The organism is Azospirillum sp. OGB3, assembly GCF_014192915.1.
Lineage (GTDB): Bacteria > Pseudomonadota > Alphaproteobacteria > Azospirillales > Azospirillaceae > Azospirillum.
In genome coordinates this window covers 473416-493668 of record NZ_JACHYN010000002.1, presented here as the reverse complement: position 1 = coordinate 493668, position 20253 = coordinate 473416, and the positions used below count along the sequence as shown (strand labels likewise).

The 20253-nt window shown below is 68.4% G+C and carries 19 protein-coding genes and 2 tRNA genes; 10 read left to right on the top strand and 11 right to left on the bottom strand.

The window, feature by feature from the left end:
• Nucleotides 1-674 precede the first annotated feature (674 nt).
• From FHW79_RS06195 to FHW79_RS06185, 3 genes are all read right to left on the bottom strand, one after another.
• The gene (locus FHW79_RS06195; RefSeq protein WP_183178079.1) at nucleotides 675-1184 is read right to left on the bottom strand and encodes a hypothetical protein; all 510 of its coding nucleotides are present in this window, start codon (nucleotides 1182-1184) and stop codon (nucleotides 675-677) included.
• A 559-nt stretch (nucleotides 1185-1743) separates the two neighbouring features.
• A complete protein-coding gene (gene dksA / locus FHW79_RS06190) occupies nucleotides 1744-2163 on the bottom strand; it encodes an RNA polymerase-binding protein DksA (protein WP_035675009.1) in 420 nt (139 codons plus the stop codon).
• A 189-nt stretch (nucleotides 2164-2352) separates the two neighbouring features.
• Entirely contained in the window at nucleotides 2353-2769 is a 417-nt protein-coding gene (locus tag FHW79_RS06185; RefSeq protein WP_183178078.1) for a flagellar assembly protein FliX, read from the bottom strand.
• Between the two features lie 252 nt (nucleotides 2770-3021).
• On the opposite strand from FHW79_RS06185, the gene FHW79_RS06180 reads away from it, so the two are divergent.
• The 7 genes from FHW79_RS06180 to FHW79_RS06150 all read left to right on the top strand — a co-directional run bounded on the left by FHW79_RS06180 (nucleotide 3022) and on the right by FHW79_RS06150 (nucleotide 9362).
• Nucleotides 3022-4185, top strand: a complete 1164-nt coding sequence (locus FHW79_RS06180) for a flagellar basal body P-ring protein FlgI (protein WP_247884189.1) — start codon at nucleotides 3022-3024, stop codon at nucleotides 4183-4185.
• Complete coding sequence (locus FHW79_RS06175) at nucleotides 4185-4592, top strand: rod-binding protein (protein WP_183178077.1); 408 nt, start codon at nucleotides 4185-4187, stop codon at nucleotides 4590-4592. The genes FHW79_RS06180 and FHW79_RS06175 overlap by 1 nt, the downstream gene beginning before the upstream one ends.
• The gene (locus FHW79_RS06170; protein WP_183178076.1) at nucleotides 4585-5100 is read left to right on the top strand and encodes a flagellar basal-body protein; all 516 of its coding nucleotides are present in this window, start codon (nucleotides 4585-4587) and stop codon (nucleotides 5098-5100) included. The genes FHW79_RS06175 and FHW79_RS06170 overlap by 8 nt, the downstream gene beginning before the upstream one ends.
• A gap of 240 nt (nucleotides 5101-5340) precedes the next feature.
• Nucleotides 5341-7359 (top strand): flagellar hook-length control protein FliK, encoded by a 2019-nt coding sequence (locus FHW79_RS06165; protein ID WP_183178075.1) that lies wholly within the window; start codon nucleotides 5341-5343, stop codon nucleotides 7357-7359.
• 40 nt (nucleotides 7360-7399) lie between these two features.
• Complete coding sequence (locus FHW79_RS06160) at nucleotides 7400-8128, top strand: flagellar hook assembly protein FlgD (RefSeq protein WP_183178074.1); 729 nt, start codon at nucleotides 7400-7402, stop codon at nucleotides 8126-8128.
• A 214-nt stretch (nucleotides 8129-8342) separates the two neighbouring features.
• Complete coding sequence (locus FHW79_RS06155) at nucleotides 8343-8666, top strand: DUF1153 domain-containing protein (protein ID WP_051657784.1); 324 nt, start codon at nucleotides 8343-8345, stop codon at nucleotides 8664-8666.
• A gap of 240 nt (nucleotides 8667-8906) precedes the next feature.
• Nucleotides 8907-9362: a MaoC family dehydratase gene (locus FHW79_RS06150; RefSeq protein WP_183178073.1), complete on the top strand. Its 456-nt coding sequence runs from the start codon at nucleotides 8907-8909 to the stop codon at nucleotides 9360-9362.
• Nucleotides 9363-9447: 85 nt separating this feature from the next.
• Here the strand turns inward: FHW79_RS06150 and FHW79_RS06145 are convergent.
• Both FHW79_RS06145 and FHW79_RS06140 read right to left on the bottom strand, forming a co-directional pair.
• Nucleotides 9448-9523: transfer RNA gene (locus FHW79_RS06145), tRNA-Lys, on the bottom strand.
• A 75-nt stretch (nucleotides 9524-9598) separates the two neighbouring features.
• Nucleotides 9599-9674, bottom strand: a tRNA-Lys gene (locus tag FHW79_RS06140).
• Nucleotides 9675-9954: 280 nt separating this feature from the next.
• On the opposite strand from FHW79_RS06140, the gene FHW79_RS06135 reads away from it, so the two are divergent.
• A complete protein-coding gene (locus tag FHW79_RS06135; protein ID WP_183178072.1) occupies nucleotides 9955-11481 on the top strand; it encodes a class I SAM-dependent methyltransferase in 1527 nt (508 codons plus the stop codon).
• Between the two features lie 15 nt (nucleotides 11482-11496).
• Here FHW79_RS06135 and FHW79_RS06130 read toward each other — a convergent pair whose 3' ends face one another.
• Entirely contained in the window at nucleotides 11497-12291 is a 795-nt protein-coding gene (locus FHW79_RS06130) for a DUF2243 domain-containing protein (RefSeq protein ID WP_183178071.1), read from the bottom strand.
• Between the two features lie 64 nt (nucleotides 12292-12355).
• On the bottom strand, nucleotides 12356-14188 hold the full coding sequence (locus FHW79_RS06125) for an ABC transporter transmembrane domain-containing protein (protein WP_348984061.1): 1833 nt from the start codon (nucleotides 14186-14188) through the stop codon (nucleotides 12356-12358).
• A 252-nt stretch (nucleotides 14189-14440) separates the two neighbouring features.
• Here FHW79_RS06125 and rpmE point away from each other — a divergent pair, with 252 nt between their 5' ends.
• Nucleotides 14441-14665 carry a 50S ribosomal protein L31 gene (gene rpmE / locus FHW79_RS06120; protein ID WP_014241009.1) on the top strand — a complete coding sequence of 75 codons (225 nt, stop codon included), beginning with the start codon at nucleotides 14441-14443 and terminating at the stop codon, nucleotides 14663-14665.
• An 83-nt stretch (nucleotides 14666-14748) separates the two neighbouring features.
• Here rpmE and FHW79_RS06115 read toward each other — a convergent pair whose 3' ends face one another.
• Nucleotides 14749-15156 carry a DUF1465 family protein gene (locus tag FHW79_RS06115; RefSeq protein WP_183178316.1) on the bottom strand — a complete coding sequence of 136 codons (408 nt, stop codon included), beginning with the start codon at nucleotides 15154-15156 and terminating at the stop codon, nucleotides 14749-14751.
• A gap of 279 nt (nucleotides 15157-15435) precedes the next feature.
• Between FHW79_RS06115 and FHW79_RS06110 the strand changes: the two genes are divergently transcribed.
• The gene (locus tag FHW79_RS06110) at nucleotides 15436-15897 is read left to right on the top strand and encodes an Hsp20 family protein (RefSeq protein WP_038526830.1); all 462 of its coding nucleotides are present in this window, start codon (nucleotides 15436-15438) and stop codon (nucleotides 15895-15897) included.
• An 83-nt stretch (nucleotides 15898-15980) separates the two neighbouring features.
• Here FHW79_RS06110 and FHW79_RS06105 read toward each other — a convergent pair whose 3' ends face one another.
• The 3 genes from FHW79_RS06105 to FHW79_RS06095 form a co-directional block, all read right to left on the bottom strand.
• On the bottom strand, nucleotides 15981-17891 hold the full coding sequence (locus FHW79_RS06105) for a PAS domain S-box protein (protein WP_348984060.1): 1911 nt from the start codon (nucleotides 17889-17891) through the stop codon (nucleotides 15981-15983).
• 98 nt (nucleotides 17892-17989) lie between these two features.
• Nucleotides 17990-18787 carry an alpha/beta hydrolase gene (locus FHW79_RS06100; protein WP_183178070.1) on the bottom strand — a complete coding sequence of 266 codons (798 nt, stop codon included), beginning with the start codon at nucleotides 18785-18787 and terminating at the stop codon, nucleotides 17990-17992.
• Between the two features lie 10 nt (nucleotides 18788-18797).
• Nucleotides 18798-20108 carry an O-acetylhomoserine aminocarboxypropyltransferase gene (locus FHW79_RS06095; protein WP_183178069.1) on the bottom strand — a complete coding sequence of 437 codons (1311 nt, stop codon included), beginning with the start codon at nucleotides 20106-20108 and terminating at the stop codon, nucleotides 18798-18800.
• Nucleotides 20109-20253: the final 145 nt, after the last annotated feature.

Genomic DNA, 20253 nt, shown 5'->3' with positions numbered 1-20253 from the left:
CCTGAGCGCGGTCCTTACGGCAGAACCACTCCCTTTCCCTCAACTCAACCATGCGGACTGAGCGGTTTGGCGCGTGCTTATGCACAAAGCACTGAAAAGCTTCGCCGTTCATCTGCTCGGGATCCTTTTCGAGCATACCCGGATGTGCATGCTCGATGCTCAACGCTACCAAAGCGAGCAAGAAAAGGAAATCCAAAACAGTTTATGACCAACGTAAGACTGTCGCGGTGCCGTACCCCCCGAGAATTGAGGGGAGCGCTCGCGCTGTTGTCCGGCTTGGCAAGGCGGGAGGGGATCTATGCGTGCCTGAAGGTTGAAATGCCGTGTTGGCGTTACCAGCCGGCGACCGATCTACCCTGCATCTCCTTCCGCCGCACGCGCGGCCTCAACAATGGCCGCGGTGCTCGCGACCGGCCCTTTTGGCCTCTCCATTCGCGTGAGGGCGCCCAAGAGTTTCTTGACTGATCTCGCTGCATGCAACGTCGGCGCAACAGGGACTCGCCAAGTCATCGCTTCTTTTGAGATTAATTCAGAATGCGCTTTAGGGCGTCCTTGTGCCGACGTTCCGGGAGAGCAAGGCCGCTTCTTCCCGCCCGGTACGATCCGCGTGGGCGGAAAGGTCCTGCCGCCCGGCTGGAATTGCCCCGCCCTTCCTGCCGTCCGCTAAAGCCCCGTCACCCGATCCGGGCCAGAAGCGCCTCGTAACGCTGCACGGTCTCCCGCATCTCTTCGAGGATCTGGCGCTGCTCCTCGTTCGCCGCCCGGGCGCGCTCCGCGTCGGCGCGCGCGCACTCGGCGTGACGCCGGGCCTTCTCGGCGTAACTTCGGCTGGCCTCATGGAATCGCCGGGCCTCCTCTTCGGCGCGGCGGGCCTGTTCCGCCGCAAGCCTGGCCGTCTCGGCGGATCGGCGAAGCTCCTCGCCCTGAATGCGCACCACCTCAGCTTCCCGCCGCTGCGACTCGCCGGTGATCCGTCCCTCTTCCGCAATAAGTCTCGCGCCCTCCGCCTCGACTTGGCGCTGGTAGCTCACGGTCCTTTCCTCTTCGGCCGCTTCGCGCCTGCGTTCGGCCCCGGCGCGCGCCTCCTCGGCTCTGCTGCGCCTGGTCTCGCTGCGCCGATGCCAATCCTCCGCTTCACTGTTCGACGGCTCAGAGCGGTCCACCGGATGATGCGTTTGGGTCATGGGGCTTCCTCCTTTTCAACCGGCGGTGAGAGCCTTCCAACGCCTTCTCGGCGGAGCGCAGGCGCTCAAAGGATCGATCCAGGAGACGCTCCCTGCGTGTTTGCGTCTCACCGACCAAGGCCCGCAATGTCTCGATCCGCTTCAGAACGTCCATTTCACCCTCAACAGGCCGTTCTGGCAACCCGCACCATGGGGTTGCGGACAGCCGTGCCGGGTGAGCCGGCGAAAGGCGCGAAAGCGCCACGCCGAAGGGCAAGTCGGTCGACGGAAGGCGTTCTTCGTTCGGTGATGGAGAGCGGCAGGGAGTGGCAAGCCGTTTCCCAGGCTGGCCGGGACCGGTCGAAACCGGTAGCTTGACGGTTCATTGCAGCGGGCTCGCGGCCGGCCCGAGCGAACCAAGCTCCGACAGAGGGGCGGGCCGCCCCTTCCTCAGCTTGTGGTCGAACCGCGACCGCTGGACGGCAGTTTCCGCGACAGCGTCCACGGACGGACAAAAGCCCCCGCCGGGATCGGAGGAGGCTCGTCCAAGGCGCGGCCAGAGACGCGAAGAACCGTCGCGTCAGTCGTCGCGCTGGGTGCGCTCCATGCGCTCGTGCCGCTCCTGAGCCTCCAGGCTCAGCGTCGCGATGGGACGGGCGTCGAGGCGGCGGACGGAGATGGGCTCCCCCGTTTCCTCGCAATAGCCGTAGGACCCATCCTGCAACCGCTCCAGCGCCGCGTCGATCTTGGAGATCAGCTTGCGCTCGCGGTCGCGGGTGCGGAGTTCCAGCGCCCGGTCGGTCTCCGCCGACGCGCGGTCGGCGATGTCCGGTTCCTGGATGCCGCCTTCCTGAAGGCTGCTCAGGGTCTCGCTGGATTCGGCCAGCAGCTCCGCGCGCCAGCGCAGCAGCTTCTGGCGGAAATATTCCCGCATCACGGGATTCATGAACTCCTCGTCTTCCGACGGGGTGTAGTTCTTAGGCAGAAGCGGAGACGACATCCGAGAGCATCCAACGCAAAAGGGTGATCCGGGCGGCGCGGAGTATAGGTAGGCGCATCGGCAACCGCAACCCCGCGCTTCGCCAATCGAAGCGCGAACAAGCCCTTGGAGAAGCAAAGTTTTGTGAAACGCCCCGCGATGGCCGTACGGCCGAGGCCGAAAAGCCGGTCCTATGGCCGGATAGGCCGCTCAGGGGGTGAGCTTCGCCAGCTCGACCTGGGCGCGCAGGTCGATCTGGTCAAGGATGTCGGCCAACCGCGGGTCGTCCACATGGACGCGGCGCGACTGCACCACTTTCACAAGGTCCATCAGCTTTTGGGCTGGAAGCGTGCCGGCCAGAAGCCCGTGCTGGATCTCTTCCAGCTTGTCGAGCATCTCCTCGGCGCGCATCTTGCCGCGCGACGCACGGGCCGCCGCGTCGTCCACCTCCTGCAACGCCAGCACGCTGGCGATGCCGGCCAGCGGCCCTGCGGCATGGACGTTCTGCGCGGTGTTGGTCTCGCCGACGAGCTGCTTGGAAAAGGACGCACCGGACGAGCCTTCGGCCTTCCCCGTGCGCCGGACCGAGCTGCTGCCGCGAAGTTTTCCGGGGCCTTCGACTTTCATGTTCCGTGCAACCGGTTTCGGAAAAGCGCGATACTCTAGATGGAAGCACCTTAACATCCGGTCAAGGTTTGCCGCAATCGGGCAAAAATTGCCCCGCTTCCGTGACATAAAGCGGTCGGACGCGGTGCCAATTTCCGGCCTTTTCATCCGGCGCCGCCGCTTCCCCTTGCCGATCCTGCGCTTTGCCTGCCATCCGCGGCTCTGGCACGCCGTTTGTATGGGAAGGGACAGCCGTTGAGGAGTGTCCCCGCCATGACCGCCACCGCCTTGCCCCGTGCCACCATGCCGCGCACCGCCGTCCTGCTGCGTGCGGTCGCGATGCTGGCCGCCCTGGCTGCGGCGCTGCTCGCGCTGTCGGGACCGGCCGCGGCCTCCTCGGCGCGGATCAAGGATGTCGTGGACGTCGAGGGCGTACGCGACAACATGCTGATCGGCTACGGCCTGGTGGTCGGCCTGAATGGCACGGGCGACAGCCTCAACAACTCGCCCTTCACCGAGCAGAGCCTTGTCGGCATGCTGGAGCGGATGGGCGTCAACACCCGCGGCACCAACCTGCGCACCAAGAACGTGGCGGCGGTGATGGTGACGGCGACCCTGCCGCCCTACTCCGCCCAGGGCACGCGCATCGACGCCACCGTGTCGGCGATGGGCGATTCGAAGAGCCTGCTCGGCGGCACGCTGCTGGTCACCCCGCTGCTGGGCGCCGACGGCGAGGTCTACGCCGTGGCTCAGGGGCCGATCGCGGTGTCGGGATTCTCCGCCCAGGGCCAGGGGGCCAGCGTGACGCGGGGCGTTCCGACCTCGGGCCGCATCTCCTCGGGCGCCATCGTCGAGCGCGAGATCCAGTTCTCGCTGGCCGAACTGCCGGTGCTGCGCCTGTCGCTGCGCAACCCGGACTTCACCACGGCCCAGCGCGTGGCGACCGCCATCAACATCCAGCTTCGCGGCAACCGCGCGCAGGCCACCGACCCGTCCTCGGTCCTGCTGAGCGTGCCGGAGGCGCGGCGCGGCGACATCGTCGGTTTGATCACCGAGATCGAACAGCTCCGCGTCACCCCCGACCAGGTCGCCCGCGTGGTGGTCGACGAGAAGTCCGGCGTGATCGTGATGGGTGAGAACGTCCGCATCTCCACCGTCGCCATCGCTCAGGGCAACCTGACGATCCGCGTCACCGAGACGCCGCAGGTCAGCCAGCCCGGCCCCTTCAGCCAGGGCCAGACCGCCGTGGTGCCGCGCACCGACATCCAAGTGGACGATCAGTCGAACAACCGCCTCGCCGTGATGAATTCCGGGGTGACGCTCCAGGAGTTGGTACAATCCTTGAATGCGCTTGGCGTGGGTCCCCGGGACATGATCGCCATCCTTCAGTCGATCAAGGCCGCCGGAGCCCTGCAGGCGGAGATCGAGGTGATCTGATGGATACGACGCTTTCCCTTCCCGGTCTTCCGCCGCCGCGCCTGCCTGCGGCCGCCGAGCGCGCCCAGGGCAACGGTTTGGGCAACGGCCAGACGGGCGTCCGGACGGCGGTGCGGACCGATCTGGTCGATCCCAAAAGCGCGGAGAGCAAGGTGGACCCGGCGATCCGCGCCAAGATCCGCCAGTCCGCCAACGAGTTCGAGAGCGTCTTCGTCTCCCAGATGCTCGGCCACATGTTCGACGGGATCGAAGTGGACCAGACCTTCGGCGGCGGCCATGCGGAGGAGATGTTCCGCTCCATGCTGACCAACGAATACGGCAAGCAGGTGTCCCGCAGCGGCGGGTTCGGCATCGCCGATCAGGTTTACCGCGAGCTTCTGCGCGCACAGGAGGGCAACCATGGATAAGGTCGACGTCCGTTTCCCGCAGCCGTCCAAGGCTCCCGCCGCCAATCTGCCCAAGAACGCGGAGGAACGCGCCGCCGCTCTGGTCGAGTTGATGAACCGGCTGAGCGTCCATCTGGCGCGCGAGACCGAAGCCGTGATGCGGCACTGCACCAGCGCCGAGCTGGCCCGGCTGGGGCGCGAGAAGCAGCCGATGATGCTGGTCTACGAAGAGGTGTCGCGCCTGCTGCGCGTGGACCGCGAGGGCATGGCCGCCCTGCCCGACGAGGCCAAGGCCGCGTTGCGCGAGGCCACGCGCGGCCTGTACGAGGCGTCCGCCGCCAACGCCGACGCGCTTCGGCGGAACAGCGCGGCGCAGAAGATCCTGGTGGACACCGTGGTCGGCGCCATCAACCGCGCCCGGCAGACCACCACCCCCGCCTACGGCACCGCCCCGGTTCCGCCGCGCGCGACCTACGTCACGCCGAGCCACGGGCCGTCCACCTCCGCGACGCTGAACACCCGGCTCTGACCCCCGGCTCTGACCCCTCCGCCGGCATCACCGGAAACCACAGCAAGGGCCGTCCCACCGGGCGGCCCTTCGGCGTTGCCGGGTCCGGCAAGAAGCGCCGGCCACCCGGCGGAATTTGCCGCCCGGCGGACGGAACTGCCGGGCGCGCGGCCATGGAGGACCAAGCCGGCGCCGGCCTGAAACTGGCCCGTTAGTTGCTTCTCCACGGGGTGCACCTGTCCGCTTCGGGGAACCCGTTCCATGGCCATCCAAACGAACACCGCGCCCTCCGCGTTCGAAAGCCTGGTCCGGGGCCAGACCTCGTCCAGCCAGAACACGGCCCCGCGAAGCGACAAGTTCGCCTCCATGATGGATCGGCTGATCGGCGAGGCCGCCACCCGCAAGCGCGACCAAGCCCAGGCGGAGGCCACGGCCCAGGATCGGCGCAACGCTGCGGCGAACGCGGCCGACCGAGCTGCAGCCGATCGGGCCGCCGACCGCAAGGCCGCGGAACGCAGCGCGCCCTCCCGCCCCGACCCGATCCGCGCGGAACCCGCCAAGCCGCGCCAAACCTCCGAAGCCACGGCACAAGCCGATTCCCGTGCCGCCCGCAAGGACGACGCCCAGCGCACCGCCGAGCGGAGGGACGCCCAAGCGTCCGACGCGGCCAAGGCCGGCGACTCCGCCCACGCGACGCGCACCGAACGGCGGAACGCCGCCGCCGCGGCTCACGCCGCAGCCAAGGACGCGAAGGCCGGAAACGCCAAGGCGGTGCCGGACGATGCCGCCAAGCCCTCGCCCACCGGCATCAGCCTTCCGACCGACACGGACGGGAAGCCCTTGCCGGACGAGATCAACGGCGTGTTGGGCGACGATGGCGCGCAGGACGGCTCCGGTGATCAGGCCACCGAAGACGGGTCCGGCGAGGCGGTGATTCTCGACCTGACCGTCACGGTGACCGAGACCACCGTGGAGTTGGTCACCACCGACCGGTCCGCCGTCCTGACCGACCGTGAAGCCGCCCTGGCGCTGGCCATCGCCCCGGTGGCCATCGGAGAGCCGGATGGTGAGGCCAAGGGGACGGCGGAGGATGGCACGGTCGAGGCGACCGCCGCGACGACGCCACCCGACGCTTCGGTTCCGGATGGCGAGAAGGCCCCTTTGGCCGGTGACCCTGCCGCCGAGGCCGCTTTGGCCGCCGCCCTGGCCGCAGGCGCTCCGCATCCGGACGGCAAGACCAAAGCCGCCGCCGACGAGTCCGTGAAGGCCGCCGCCGCGGCGAAGCCGGTTGCGGAAGCGCCCCCGACGCCGGCGGACGCGGTGCCGGCCCAAACCGTCCCGCCGGGCGGTCCGCAGGACGAGGTGCCGACGCCCCACGCCGAGCCGAAGGACGCCACTGCCAAGGACAAGCCGGCGACGGCCGCCGACGCACTGTCCGCCGGTGCCCTGTCCGTTGCCGACCTGCCGAACGAGGACAGCGCGCCGCTGCCGCAATCCCCGGCCGACCTCGCCGCGGCCAAGGCCAAGGGTACGACCCGGACCGGAGCCGAGGGCGATGCGGGCGCCAACGCCGGCAACCGCGGCAACCCGGACCCGAACGGCAACGCCGCGTCCCTGGCCCAGCCGCCGTCGCCCCAGGCACCGGTTGCCGACCCGGCAAAGCCTGCCGGGCAAAGCGCGTTCCTGAACGCCGCCGTGGCCGCCACTGACGCGCCGCCGCCGAGCGACGGCTCCCCGCACGCCACCACCCCGACGCATCCGGTTTTCGCCGGGATCGAAGGCGTGCACACGGCGAGCGGGATGGAGACGGGCTTGACCACCGCCCAGCTTCGCCCGTCCCGCGGGTCCGCCGGTCTGCCGATGGGCGTGCAGGAACAGGTGGCCGTCCACATCAGCAAGAACGTGTTGGACGGCAACGACCAGTTCACCATCAACCTGCGCCCCGCAGAGCTGGGCCGCATCGACATCAAGCTGGAGATCGGCCAGGACGGCCGGGTTACCGCGTCGGTCGCCGTGGAGAAGGCCCAGACCCTCGAACTTCTCCAACGCGACAGCCGCAATCTGGAACGCGCTTTGCAAGACGCTGGGCTGAAGGCGGACAGCAACAGCCTCAACTTCAGCCTGCGCGGCGAAGGCGGCCAATCGTTCCAGGAGTCGGGGCGGCAGGGCGGCTCGGGCCGGCGGGGCCGCGGCTTCGGCGGCGGCAGCGGCGAGGTGGAGGATGCGCAGGCCGCCTACACCCTGACGCTGGCCCCGGGCCGCGTCGACATCCAAGCCTGACTCAGACCAGCCGCAGCCATTCCAGCGAAGGACCACGACCATGGCCACCACCAACACCGATTACGGCAGCAGCTGGAACCTGAACCAGACCAAGACGAAGACGGACACCTCCACCAAGACCACCAAGACCGCCGACGAGCAGAAGCTCGATACCGCGGTGAAGGGGCTGGGCGACAATTTCGAACATTTCCTGAAGCTGCTGACCACGCAGATGCAGAACCAGGACCCGCTGAAGCCCATGGACACGAACGACATGACCAAGCAGCTGGTCGACTTCGCGAACGTGGAGCAGAACATCGGGACCAACAGCCGCCTGGACAAGCTGCTGAAGCTGCAGAACGCCTCGACCAACTCGACCAACCTCGCCTATCTGGGCCGGACCGTCACCTTCGAGGGCGACAGCTTCGACTACACCCAGGGCATGACGGCGGCCCCGCTGGCCTACGAGCTGGAGAAGTCCGCCAAGTCGGTGCGGGTGGACATCCTGGACAGCAAGAACCGCGTCGTCCGGTCGATGACCGGCGAGACCACCGCCGGCACCAAGCATGTCGTGAACTGGGACTTCAAGGACGACGGCGGGAACGCCGTCCAGCCGGGCCAGTACCGCCTGAACATCGCCCCGGTGTCCGAGAAGAAGGACGACATCATCAAGGCGACCCCCTTCACCTTCGGCACGGTCAGCGGCATCGGGTCCAACAAGGAGGGCGAGACGGTGGTCTCCGTGGGCAGCGTCGAGGTTCCGCTGTCGAAACTCAGCAAGGTGTTCTGAGGGCCACGCCCTCACCCTCATAGGCGTCGTCCAGACGCATGGTCGAAGGCATGGGCAGGGGTCCGAATGGACCTATGCGCCATGCCTTTTATGCTTAAAACATTAACCCTATCGTTTAGGCTTTTGTTAAGCGGAGAAGGGGTAGATTACCACCAAATCGTGGAATACACTGCTGATGGTGGAGCGTCCGCGCATGTCATCTCGCGAGCTTGAAATGAGCGACGATGGCTCCAGTGGAGCGTCGGTCATCGGTCCAGCAGGACGGCCGATGACAGAAAATGATCTTCCCCCTCCGGACACCAAGCGCTGGGTGATGCGGCGCAAGGCGGAGGTTGTGGCCGGCGTGCGTTCGGGGCTGATCAGCCTTGAGGAGGCGTGCCGCCGCTACACCCTGTCCGTGGAGGAGTTCCTGTCCTGGCAGCGGCTGATCGACAGCCACGGCATGCGGGGCCTGCGCGCCACGCGGTTGCAGGACTATCGTGGGAACCAGCCGCCGCCGTCCGTGCGCAGCCGCATGGCCAGCACCGCCGCCGAATAGGCGACACTCACGCTCCGTCCGACCGGACCAGACCGCCGCAGGCCCGCCCTGCGGCGTCGTTGTTTTGTGGGTTGGCCCGCGGTTGTGTGGGTTGGTCCATGCCCGGCGGGCGATTCCGGTGCCGACATTTTGCGTCCCGACAGCTTTGCAATTTTTGCGTGGCAGGTATCGCTTTCGTTCCCGCCTTGCAGAGGTTAACGCATTGCGACCAGGCAACCCGTGACGGGAGTTCACAGCCCCATGCGCTATCTTGACGATCTGACCCCCGGCGACCGCTTCACCGGCGGCCCGGTCACTGTGACGGAGGAGGACATCGTCGCCTTCGCTCGCCAGTTCGACCCGCAGCCCTTCCACCTCGACCCCGAGGCGGCCCGGGACAGCGTCTTTGGCGGGCTGGCGGCGAGCGGCTGGCACACCGCCGGACTGACCATGCGGATGATCGTCACAGGGAACGGCGCGCTCGCCGGCGGCTTCGTCGGGATGGGGGTGGAGGATATCCGCTGGCCCAAGCCCACCCGCCCCGGCGACGTGCTGCGCATCGAGAGCGAGATCCTGGAGGTCCGCGTGTCGGGCAAGCGTCCCGACCGCGGCATTGCCCGCGTGCGCACCACCACGCTCAACCAGGACGGAGAGACCGTGCAGCAGATGACCGCGAACCTGCTCGTCCCCCGCCGCCCAGGCGCCAATCAGGCATGATCGCGCACCCGGAGCCCCAAACGCACAAAGGGCCGCCCGAGGGCAGCCCTTTTGTGTGCGTCGCTGTCATACCGATCTTAGGGAATGGTGGGCGCACAAGGACTCGAACCTTGGACCCGCTGATTAAGAGTCAGCTGCTCTACCAACTGAGCTATGCGCCCATTCCCATCCGGACGTCGAAACACCCGGCGGCATGAAAGGGTCCTGGGAACGATCCCTTTCGATCCGGCAAGTGATGGTGGGCGCACAAGGACTCGAACCTTGGACCCGCTGATTAAGAGTCAGCTGCTCTACCAACTGAGCTATGCGCCCATCACTTATCGTTCACACCGGCACCGAAGCCTTCGTCTCTGCGTCAGGGGGTGCCTGACCGTATCGACTAGGGTTCCTGTCCGGCCAAGCCGTCGTCCCGGCCGGTGTGGCGCGGTTTATAGCGAAGGGTCCGGGGCTTGTCGATACCAAAATGGATAGGATCGAATTTTTTTGCGGGGCTCATTCCGGCTCCGCATTCACCGTTCATAACCGCCTTCTTTGACAGGCCGCCAAGCCCGGCGCTATCACCCTTTCGCGGCGGATGGAAGGAGTGGAGACGATGCAGGGCTGGACCGAGGGCTATGTGGGCGGGATCGGCTACATCCATGCCTTCTACCGGGAACTGTCGCCGGCGCTGCTGTCCTTCGCGCTGACCCTGCGCGGCTGGCGGCCCCCGATGGACCCCGCCGGGTTCTTCACCTGCGCGGAGATCGGCTGCGGCCATGGGGTGAGCAGCGCCGTCCTGGCCGGCTGCCATCCCGGCGCCCGATTCGAGGCAGTGGACTTCAACCCCGGCCACATCGCCGGCGCCCAGCGCCTCGCCGCCGAGGCCGGACTGGGCAACGCCGCCTTCCTGGAGGAGAGCTTCGCCGACTACGCCCAGGGCGGGGGCAAGGATCTGGACGTCGTGACGCTGCACGGCGTCTGGTCGTGGGTCAGCGCGGAAAACCGGGCGATCCTGGTCGAGATGCTGAAGCGTCGGCTGAAGCCCGGCGGACTGGTCTTCGTCAGCTACAACGCCCTGCCCGGCACGCTCGCCTACATGCCGCTGCGCCGCGTCCTGGTCGAGCATTGCGCCGACCGCACCGGCCCGCTGCCGGAACGGATCGAGGAGGCCGTGGCCTTCGCCAGCCGCCTGACGGCCCTGAACGCCGGCTCGTTCGCCCAGGCGGACGCGCTGCCGGCGCGGCTGGATTCGCTGAAACGCAAGTCGCCCAACTACATCGCCCACGAGTATCTGAACCGCGACTGGACCGCTTTCTACCACGCCGACGTGGCGCGCGAGCTGGCCGCAGCCAAGCTGGACTTCGCCGGCCCCGCCGTCCCGATGGAGCAGATGGACGAGCTGTCCCTGCCGCCGGACGCCCTGCCCCTGCTGGCCGAGGCGCGCGACCCGGCCTACCGCGAGACCTTGCGCGACCTGCTGACCAACCGCGCCTTCCGCCGCGACCTGTTCGTGAAGGGGGCGGAGCGGCTGACCACGGCGGAGCGGCGGGACCGGCTTCGCGCCACCCGCTTCGCCCTTCTGGTGCCGCCCGACGATCTGCCGGAGGTGGTGCTGGCCCCGGTCGGACGCGTGCCCCTGCCCCAGGATCTGCACGGCCCGCTCGCCGAGGCGCTGGCCGCCGGCACGCCGACGCTGGCCGAGCTGGCCACCCTGCCCGCCCTGGCCCGCCACGGCGAGGAGGCTGTGCTGCGCGCTCTGATGATTTTGACCAGCCTCGCCCTGACGGCGCCCGCCCTGCCCGAGGCTGGCCAAGCGGCGCGCGCTCTGCAGGCCGACCGCTTCAACGCCGCCATCCTGGAGCGCAACCGCCGCGACGACACGCTGGACACGCTGGCGTCGCCCGTTCTCGGCTCCGGCGTCGCCCTGTCGCGGCTGGAGGCGCTGTTCCTGCTGGCCCGGCGCACCGGCGCCGACCCCGCGGCGACCGCCTGGGAAGCGCTGTCGGCGGATGGGCTCGCCCTGTCGCGCGACGGCGCGCGGCTCGAAGGGGAGGAGGCGAATATGGCGGAGCTGCGCGCCCGGTTCGACCGCTTCACCCGCCAGCGCCTGCCGACGCTGAGCCGCCTCGGCGTGGCGTGACCGGGCGGCGGCGCCTCAGGTCCGGAACCAGTCGAGGCAACCGGTCGGCAGCAGCGTGTTGCTGACCAGCAGGGCGCCGTGCCGGTACAGCGCGGTCGGGCTGCCTCCCTCGCCCAGATCAATGGCCCAGAGCTGGCCGGAGGAATCCTGCCAGACCGGCCGCCCGTCCACCGCCGCTAAGGCGGTGAAGACCTCGATCGCCGTCGTGCCGGGCTGGAACAGCACCATCACCGTGGTCACGCCCGGAGGCGGCAAAGCGGCGACCGGCCCGGCGATCAGAATTGCCAGCGTCAGGGCCACCGGCGCGCCCCGGCCACCACCGCCCGTTCCCCCGCCGCGCCGCAACCGCCAGCCCGCCCCGGCGACGGCGACGCCGAAGACGACGAACCACAGCAGGTCCCAGAACAGCGGGTTCGCCGAATCCATGCGGATGCGGTGGATGCCGAGAATCCAGTGGGACAGGACGCCGTCGATGATGTGCCAAACGCCGAATCCGATCAGCGCGTTGGCAAACAGGAACCGGTCCGCCCCCGACTCGGCGAAGCGGCGGCGGCTCCGCCACAGCAGCCACAGGCCGCCCGCCGCGACGAGGTACATCGCCGCATGGAACAGGCCGTCCGCCAAGATCTGAACGCGGATGTCCTGCACGGCCGAGGATTCGACCGCCGACAGCAGGTGATGCCATTGCAGCACCTGATGCAGCAGGATCCCGTCGAAGAAGCCGCCGAGCGCGAAACCCAGCAGGTATCCCGCCCAGGAAAGCCCCGCCGCCCGTACCGGTGAAGGACGATGAGTCGTGTCTGTGGACATGGCCCGACAACCGCCGCAAACGCGGACGGGTTCCGCACCCGGCGCCCGAAGGGCGGCGGGCTCCTCAGCCCCCGACCAGCCCGGCCTCGTCCGCCGCGCGGTCGAACTGGAGCGCCGCGAGGCGGGCGTAGAGGCCGCCCTCACGGACGAGGTCGGCGTGGCGCCCGGTGGCGACGACGCGCCCCTGCTCCATCACCACGATCCGGTCGGCGTTGAGGACGGTCGCCAGACGGTGCGCGATGATGATCGTGGTGCGCCGGGTCATCAGCTTGTCCAGCGCGTCCTGCACCATGCGCTCGCTCTCCGCGTCGAGCGCGCTGGTCGCCTCGTCGAGCAGCAGAACCGGCGGGTCGCGCAGGATGGCCCGCGCGATGGACAGGCGCTGGCGCTGGCCGCCGGACAGCCGCACGCCCTTTTCGCCCAGGAAGGTGTCCAGCCCCTCGGGCAGCGCTTGCAGGAACTCCAGCGCGTGGGCGGCCTCGGCGGCAGCGAGCACCTCGGCGTCGCTGGCGTCCGGGCGCCCGTAGCGGATGTTCTCCCAGGCGTTGGCGGAGAAGACCACCGGGTCCTGCGCCACGAGGCCGAGCCGCCGCCGCACCTCCACCGGGTCGGCGTCGCGGACGTCCACCCCGTCCAGGGTGACCGCCCCGGCCTGCGGATCGTAGAAGCGCAGCAGAAGCTGGAACACCGTGGACTTGCCGGAGCCCGACGGGCCGACCAGGGCCACCGTCTCCCCAGGTTCGATCTCCAGCGAGAACTCCTTGAGCGCCGCCCAGTCCGGGCGCGACGGGTAATGGAAGCGCACGTCGCGGAAGGACAGCGCGCCCTGCGCCGGTTCCAGAAGCGCGCGCGGGTTGGCCGGGGCGCGGATCTCCGGCTCGGTGTCGAGCAGGTCGAACAGCCGCTCCGTCGCGCCGGCGGCGCGCTGGAGGTCGCCGGCCACCTCGCTGATCGCCCCGACCGAACCGGCGACGACCACCGAATAGATGACGAAGGCCGAGAGCTGCCCCACCGTCAGCCGCCCGGCCAGCACGTCGTGCCCGCCGATCCACAGGATGAGGCCGACGGAGCCGAAGACCAGCACGATGACGATCATCGTCATGATGGCGCGCACCGTCACCCGCCGTCGGGCGGTGGCGAAGGCGTCCTCCACCCGCCCGCCGAACAGGCTGCGGTCGATGGCCTCGTGCGTGTAGGCCTGCATGGTGCGGATGGCGCCCAGCGTCTCCTCGACGAAGGAGCCGAGGTCGGCGATCTTGTCCTGGCTGGCCCGTGATAGCGCGCGCACCCGCCGGCCCAGGATGATGATCGGCAGGATGACCACCGGCACGCCCAGGAACACCAGCCCGGCCAGCTTCGGCGAGGTCACCAGCAGCATCGCCGTGCCGCCGACGAACATCAGCGTGTTGCGCAGCGCGATCGAGACGGAGGACCCGACCACGGTCTGAAGCACCTCGGTGTCGGTGGTCAGGCGCGTCAGGATCTCGCCGGTCTTGGTGGTCTCGAAGAAGCCCGGAGAGAGCTTCACCACATGGCTGTAGACGGCGCGGCGGATGTCGGCGACCACCCGCTCGCCGATCCAGCTCACCAGATAGAAGCGCCCGAAGGTCGAGGCGGCCATCAGCACGATGACCACCAGCAACACCAGGAGCGCCCGGTCGAGAAGCGCCGAATCGCCCGCGACGAAGCCCTGGTCCACCAGGACGCGCATCCCCTGCCCCAGCCCCAGGACGGTCCCGGCGGCCACGGTCAGGGACAGCATGGCCCCCAGAATGTGCAGCCGGTAGGGCCAGAGGAAAGGAAACAGCCGGCGCAGCGGCGACAGGTTGCGACGGCGCGTTGCGGCGACGGGCGTCCCTTCGGACACCGGATCGGACTTGGACGACGGACGGGACACCGGGGCTCCCCAGGGCAGGACAGTGTGCGGATGGTGCACGGGGGCAAGCCCGGCATATAGCAAGGGGGGGACCTATGAACAAGGTATGGTGCGGCCGGCGGATGGAACCACGCGGGCATGGCGGCACGGCGAAGCGGCGATTCCTAAGGACTGCCCAGCTTTAGGACTGCCCAGTTTTCCGGCGCAGGAACGCGGTTGCATCATTCCGCATGCTTTGCTATAGACCGCGCTCGCTTTGCAGGAACCCCGGCCATGAAGACTGATATCCATCCCGACTACCACGAGATCAACGTGGTGATGACCGACGGCAGCACGTTCAAGACCCGCTCCACGATGGGCAAGCCGGGCGATACGCTGCGCCTCGACATCGACCCGAAGTCGCACCCGGCTTGGACCGGCGTGCAGAAGCTGCTGGACACGGGCGGCCAGATCGCCAAGTTCAACAAGCGCTTCGCGAGCTTCGGCCTGAAGAAGTAAGCTTCTTCGCCCGCAAAACGAAAAGGGGCGTCCGGTCCGCCGGGCGCCCTTTTCGCGTTTGCGGCTTTTGAAAAAGCCGGCCGTCAGCCGGCCAGTGCCACCGCGTCGCGGGCGCGCTCGTCCAGGCGGGCGACGCGCATGTAGAGCCGGTGGCTGCGCTCCAGAAGGCTGCGCAGGCCTTCCGGAAGCTGCTCGTTGTCGGGGCCGGAGGGATCGGTGCAAATGTCCCCGCCCGACAGGGCGAAATCTTCGCTCGCCGCCTGCTCGCGGGTCATCTCCCCGGCATGGACGGCCTTCTGTGCCAGCAGCCAGGCCATGACCTGGGTCAGGCGGCTGGTCACCCGCATGGATTCGTACGAGATCTGAAGCCGGACCTGGGGCGGCAGCGCCCGATGGCTGGCGGCGTCATGATAGGCGATGTAATTGCGCGCCTCGATCAGCAACGCCATCGTCTCGTCGTAAGTCCCGTTGAAGAAGGTCGGTGTTTCCATCACGGCCGTACCCCTCCCGCGGCCGAATGGCCCGATTCCGAGCCTCGCCGCAACTGATTAACAATCGATGAGTGGTTATGGACCCCCGCCGTCCGCCCTGTGGGCGGGGGCGGCGCGATCCGGTGAATTTCGAAAAGCGCGCTCTTGAACGGCAAGGACGCTCGCTTATCTGTCGCGGTATCGGCGGACGCCCAGTTGGGGTTCGCCGGATCCGCAAGCCGAGGGACCGACGATGATCGTGGTCTCCGATCGCTGTATCGCTCATCTGGAGGATATGTCATGCGCTCCTACGACCTTTCGCCCCTGTTCCGTTCGACCGTCGGGTTCGATCGCCTCTCGCGACTCCTGGAGAACGCGATGACCGGCGACGAGGCCGCCGCGTCCTACCCGCCCTACAACATCGAAAAAACGGGCGACGACGCTTACCGGATCACCATGGCCGTCGCCGGCTTTGGCCCGGAAGACCTGGAGATCACCGCTCAGCAGAACTCTCTGGTGGTCACAGGAAAAGCTAAGAAGGAACAGGAGACCGGCCAATTCCTCTACCGGGGTATTGCCGGCCGCGCTTTCGAGCGCCGCTTTCAGCTTGCCGACTTCATCAAGGTGGGCAACGCCAATCTGCTGAACGGGCTGCTCCACATCGATCTGGTGCGCGAGGTGCCGGAGACGATGAAGCCGCGGACCATTCAGATCGGCACCAACGGCACGGCGAAGCCCGCGCTGACCCAGCAGGCCGCGTAACCGGAAACCTCCACACGTCGGCACGGCGCTCCGGGAAACCGGGGCGCCGTTTTTGCGTCCGCAGGGAGGCCTCGCCGTAGCCGTCATCCGTCGGCCATGACCCGGCCCGGCGGCAAGGCCACCGTCACCGTGGTCCCCTGCCCCGGCGCGCTGTCGATGTGCAGCCTGCCGCCATGCGCCTCGACCAGCCGTTTCGAGATGGACAGGCCGAGCCCCATCCCCTCGTAGCGCCGCGCCATCGACTGGTCGACCTGGACGAAGGGGGTCATCGCCTTCGGAAGATCCTCCGCCGCGATGCCGATCCCGGTGTCCGTCACCGACAATTCCAGCCCGCTGTCGCCGCCGCGGCGCGCGCGCACCACGGCGGGTTCGCCGGGGTTGGAGAATTTCACGGCGTTCGAGAGCAGATTCACCAGCACCTGCCGCAGACGCCGCGCGTCGCCGAACAGCATCGGCAGACCGTCCTCCAACTCGATATGGATCGGCACGCCGCGCTTGCCCGACTGGATGGCGACGAGATTCAGCGCCTCACCCACCAGGGCGGACGGGTCGAGGGGTGTTTCGTTCAACCGCAGCCCGCCGGCTTCGATCGTCGTGATGTCCAGTATGTCGTCGATGATCGCCAGCAGATGCTCGCCCGACTGGCGGATCGAGCCGGCATAGTCGATGTAGCGGTCCACATCCTGCGGCCCGAGCAGCCGCATTTCGATCACCTGGGCAAAGCCGATGACCGCGTTCAGCGGCGTCCGCAGTTCGTGGCTCATGACCTGAAGGAAGGTCGACTTGGCGCGGTCCGCCGATTCGGCGGCCTCCTTCGCGGCGATCAGGTCGCTTTCGGCGCGCTTGCGCGCGGTGATGTCGCGGATGATGCCGGTGAAAACGCGGCGCCCGCCCGTCTCGACCGCGCTCACCGACAGTTCGATGGGGAAGCGGCCGTCGCCCCGCACCGCCACGGCCTCCCGCACAGCCCCGGCGCCATGGGCCTCGCCGCCCGGCTGGTAGACGGCCAGCCCGCCATCCTGAAGCAGCCCGACGATGTCCGGAATCAGCCGGTCGATCCGGCTCCACATCATGTCGCCCGCAGGAATGCCGAACATCGCCTCCGCCGCCGGGTTGAAGCTGTGGACGATGCCCTCCCCGTCCATGGTGACGATGGCGTCGGCGGCGGCGTCCACGATGGCGTTGGTCCGGGCTTCCGCCATCAGCAGGGCGTCGGCCGTCCGCACATATTCGGTCATATCGGTCAGCGTGCCAACGCAGCCCCGCATCCTCCCGTCCGCGTCGGCCAGCGGCGAGCCCTGGCACAGGGCGTGAGTGATCCCGCCATCCGCCCCGCGGAAGCGCAAATTCAGCAGAATCGGCTGTCCCGACGCCAAGGCATCCGCCCATTCGGAGTCCAGCCGCTTGCGGTCATCCGGATGCAGCGCGGCGCGCCAGCCATGCCCATGCGAAGCATCGGGCGGCAGCCCGGCGATGGCGGCGAAGCGCGGGTTGGCGGAGACGATGGCGCCGTCCCGATCCGCCTGAAAAATGCCGACCGGGGCGGCGTCCGCTAAGGTCTGGTAGAGCGTTTCGCTCGCCCGCAGCCGCTGTTCGGCCTCCACCCGGTCGGTCACGTCGCGGGCGTTGAGGACAATCCCCTGGACATCGGGGTCGTCCAGCCGGTTCAGCGCCGTCACCTCCAGATGCCGCCAGCCACCCGCCGCGTGGCGCAGCCGGCAGGCGAACCGGCCGATGCCGTCGGCGGACGCCCCGTGCCCGTGTCCGGCGAGATCTTGGGCGAGACGGCGGGCGAGACGGCGGGCGACCTCGTCCCGGTCGTCCGGATGAACCCAATCCAGCGCGGCCGTCCCCAGCAGAGCCTCCGGAGGAACGCCGAGGACGCGCAGCGACGCCGGCCCCATTTCGGCGAACCGGCCGTCCGGCGACAGCACGGCGATGATATCGCCGGCACCCGCCAGCAGGGCATAGGCAGACCGCTCAAGTCTTCGCACAGCTCACCATTCCGCATCGCCGCTCCAACGCAGATCAGTAAGACGTGAATCTGTTAACGATTCATGATGGCACTGTAATGAACGAAGAAACAACCGGCCTAGCGCGCAGAGAACCGGGCCGCGAAAGCATCTGTGGTTGCGTTTGGTGCTTCTGTCATAACCATATGGCCTATGCCGGAAAGCAGCACGACTTCGGAACCATTGACTTTGGCGGCAAGCGCTTTGCCGGACTTCGCCGGAGTCATCCGGTCAACTCCGCCCAGCAGGAACAGCGCCGGGCAGGACACCGCGGCCGCCGCTTCACCGCCGCGGACATAGGCGTTGCAGGCGCCCAGATCGACGCCCAGCACACCGGGCCGCGCCCGTTGCATCAGCCGCCGCCCGCCGGGGAGCAGCGACAGTCCGGGCGCCGCGGCGCCGCCGACATGCCCACGCGGCCCGTGTCCCCAGCCGATGACCAGCTCGATGGCGGACGGGTCGTTCAGCGCCGCGGCGGCGAGCAGGTCGGGATGGACCGGCATCGTCTCCGCCACCCCCAGCAGGGCCAGCGATTCGACGCGGTCGCCATGGCGCGCCGCGGTTTCCAGGGCCACCAGAGCGCCCATGGAATGACCGGCGAGCGCGGCCTTCGCCACACCCGCCGCGTCCAGCAACGCCACGATCCAGTCCGCCAACTGCTCGATGGAGGGCAGCGGCGCCCCGCCGGAGCGGCCATGGCCGGGCAGGTCCACAGCCAGGACCGACCGCCCGTGATGGGCGAGGTGGCGGCTTTGCAGGCTCCACACCGTGTGGTCCATGCCGGCGCCGTGGATCAGCACGATCACCGGCAGCACCGGGTCGAAGGGCCGTCCGCCGGTGTGGGCGTAGACGGCGTGGCCGTTGACGGTCAGGTCCATGGCAGCCTCCTCACGCCTTCGTCGCGGCGCGCAGCGCCTGGCGCAGATCGTCGATCAGGTCGTCGCAATCCTCCAGTCCGATGGACAGGCGGATCATGTCCTCCCCCACCCCGGCGGCGGCGAGCGCCTCGGCGTCGAGCTGGGCGTGGGTGGTGCTGGCGGGGTGGATGACCAGCGACTTGGCGTCGCCGACGTTGGCGAGGTGGGAGAACAGCGCCAGCTTCTCGATGAAGCGTCGCCCGGCCTCCCGCCCACCCTTGATCCCGAAGGAGATGATGGAGCCCGCACCGTGCGGCAGGAGCTGGGCACGCAGCCGGTGGTCGGGATGATCGGGCAACTCGGGATGGGTGACCCAGGCGACGCTGCCGTTCTCCGCGTAGGCCTCCGATTCGAGGAAGCCCAGCACCTTGCGGGTGTTGTGGATGTGGCCCTTCATGCGCAGCGGCAGGGTTTCCACGCCCTGGAGGATCTGGAAGGCGTTCATCGGGCTCATGCAGGCGCCGAAGTCGCGCAGCCCCTCGGCGCGGGCGCGCATGATGAAGGCGGCCGGCCCGTATTCCTCCGCGAAGTCGATGCCGTGATAGCCGGCGTAGGGCTCGGTCAGGGTCGGGAACTTGCCGGACGCCTCCCAGTCGAAGGCGCCACCGTCGATCACCACCCCGCCGATGGCGACGCCGTGCCCGGCCAGCCACTTGGTGCAGGAATGCATGACCAGATCGGCGCCGACGCTCAGCGGCTTGCACAGATAGGGCGTGACGAAGGTCGCGTCGACCATCAGCGGCAGGCCGGCGTCATGGGCGATCGCCGACAGGCGGGGGATATCCAGCACCTCCAGCCCTGGGTTGCCCAGGACCTCACCGAACAGCAGCCGCGTCTCCGGCCGGATCGCCGCGCGGAAACCGTCGAGATCCCGCGGATTCACGAAGGTCGTGGTGATGCCGAATCGCGGCAGCGTGTAAGCCAGCAGGTTGCGGCTGCCGCCGTAGATCGAGGAGGAGGCGACGATGTGCCCGCCGGCATCCATCAGCGTCATGATGGCGAGCGCCAGCGCCGCTTGGCCGCTGGCCGTGCAGACCGCGCCGACACCGCCGTCCAGGGCCGCCAGCCGCTCCTCCAGCACCGCCACCGTGGGGTTGGAGATGCGGGAATAGATGTGCCCCGGCCGTTCCAGGTTGAACAGGGAGGCGGCATGGTCGGTGTCGTCGAAGACGTAGGACGTGGACTGGTAGATCGGCACCGCCCGCGCCCCGGTGGCCGGATCGGGCCGCTGGCCGGCGTGCAGGCTTAGCGTGTCGAACTTGAGGAACTTGGCGTCGGCCATTCCCATCCCCCTGAAAAGGTAAGGGCCGCCCGTGGTGCGAGCGGCCCTCTGCTGCTTCGTTATTTTTTGCCTGCCCTGCTCAACTCGGTGAGCTGATTTGCGGCGAGGGTATGGCTGGATGACGCAAAGGTCAAGTAGTGGCTTT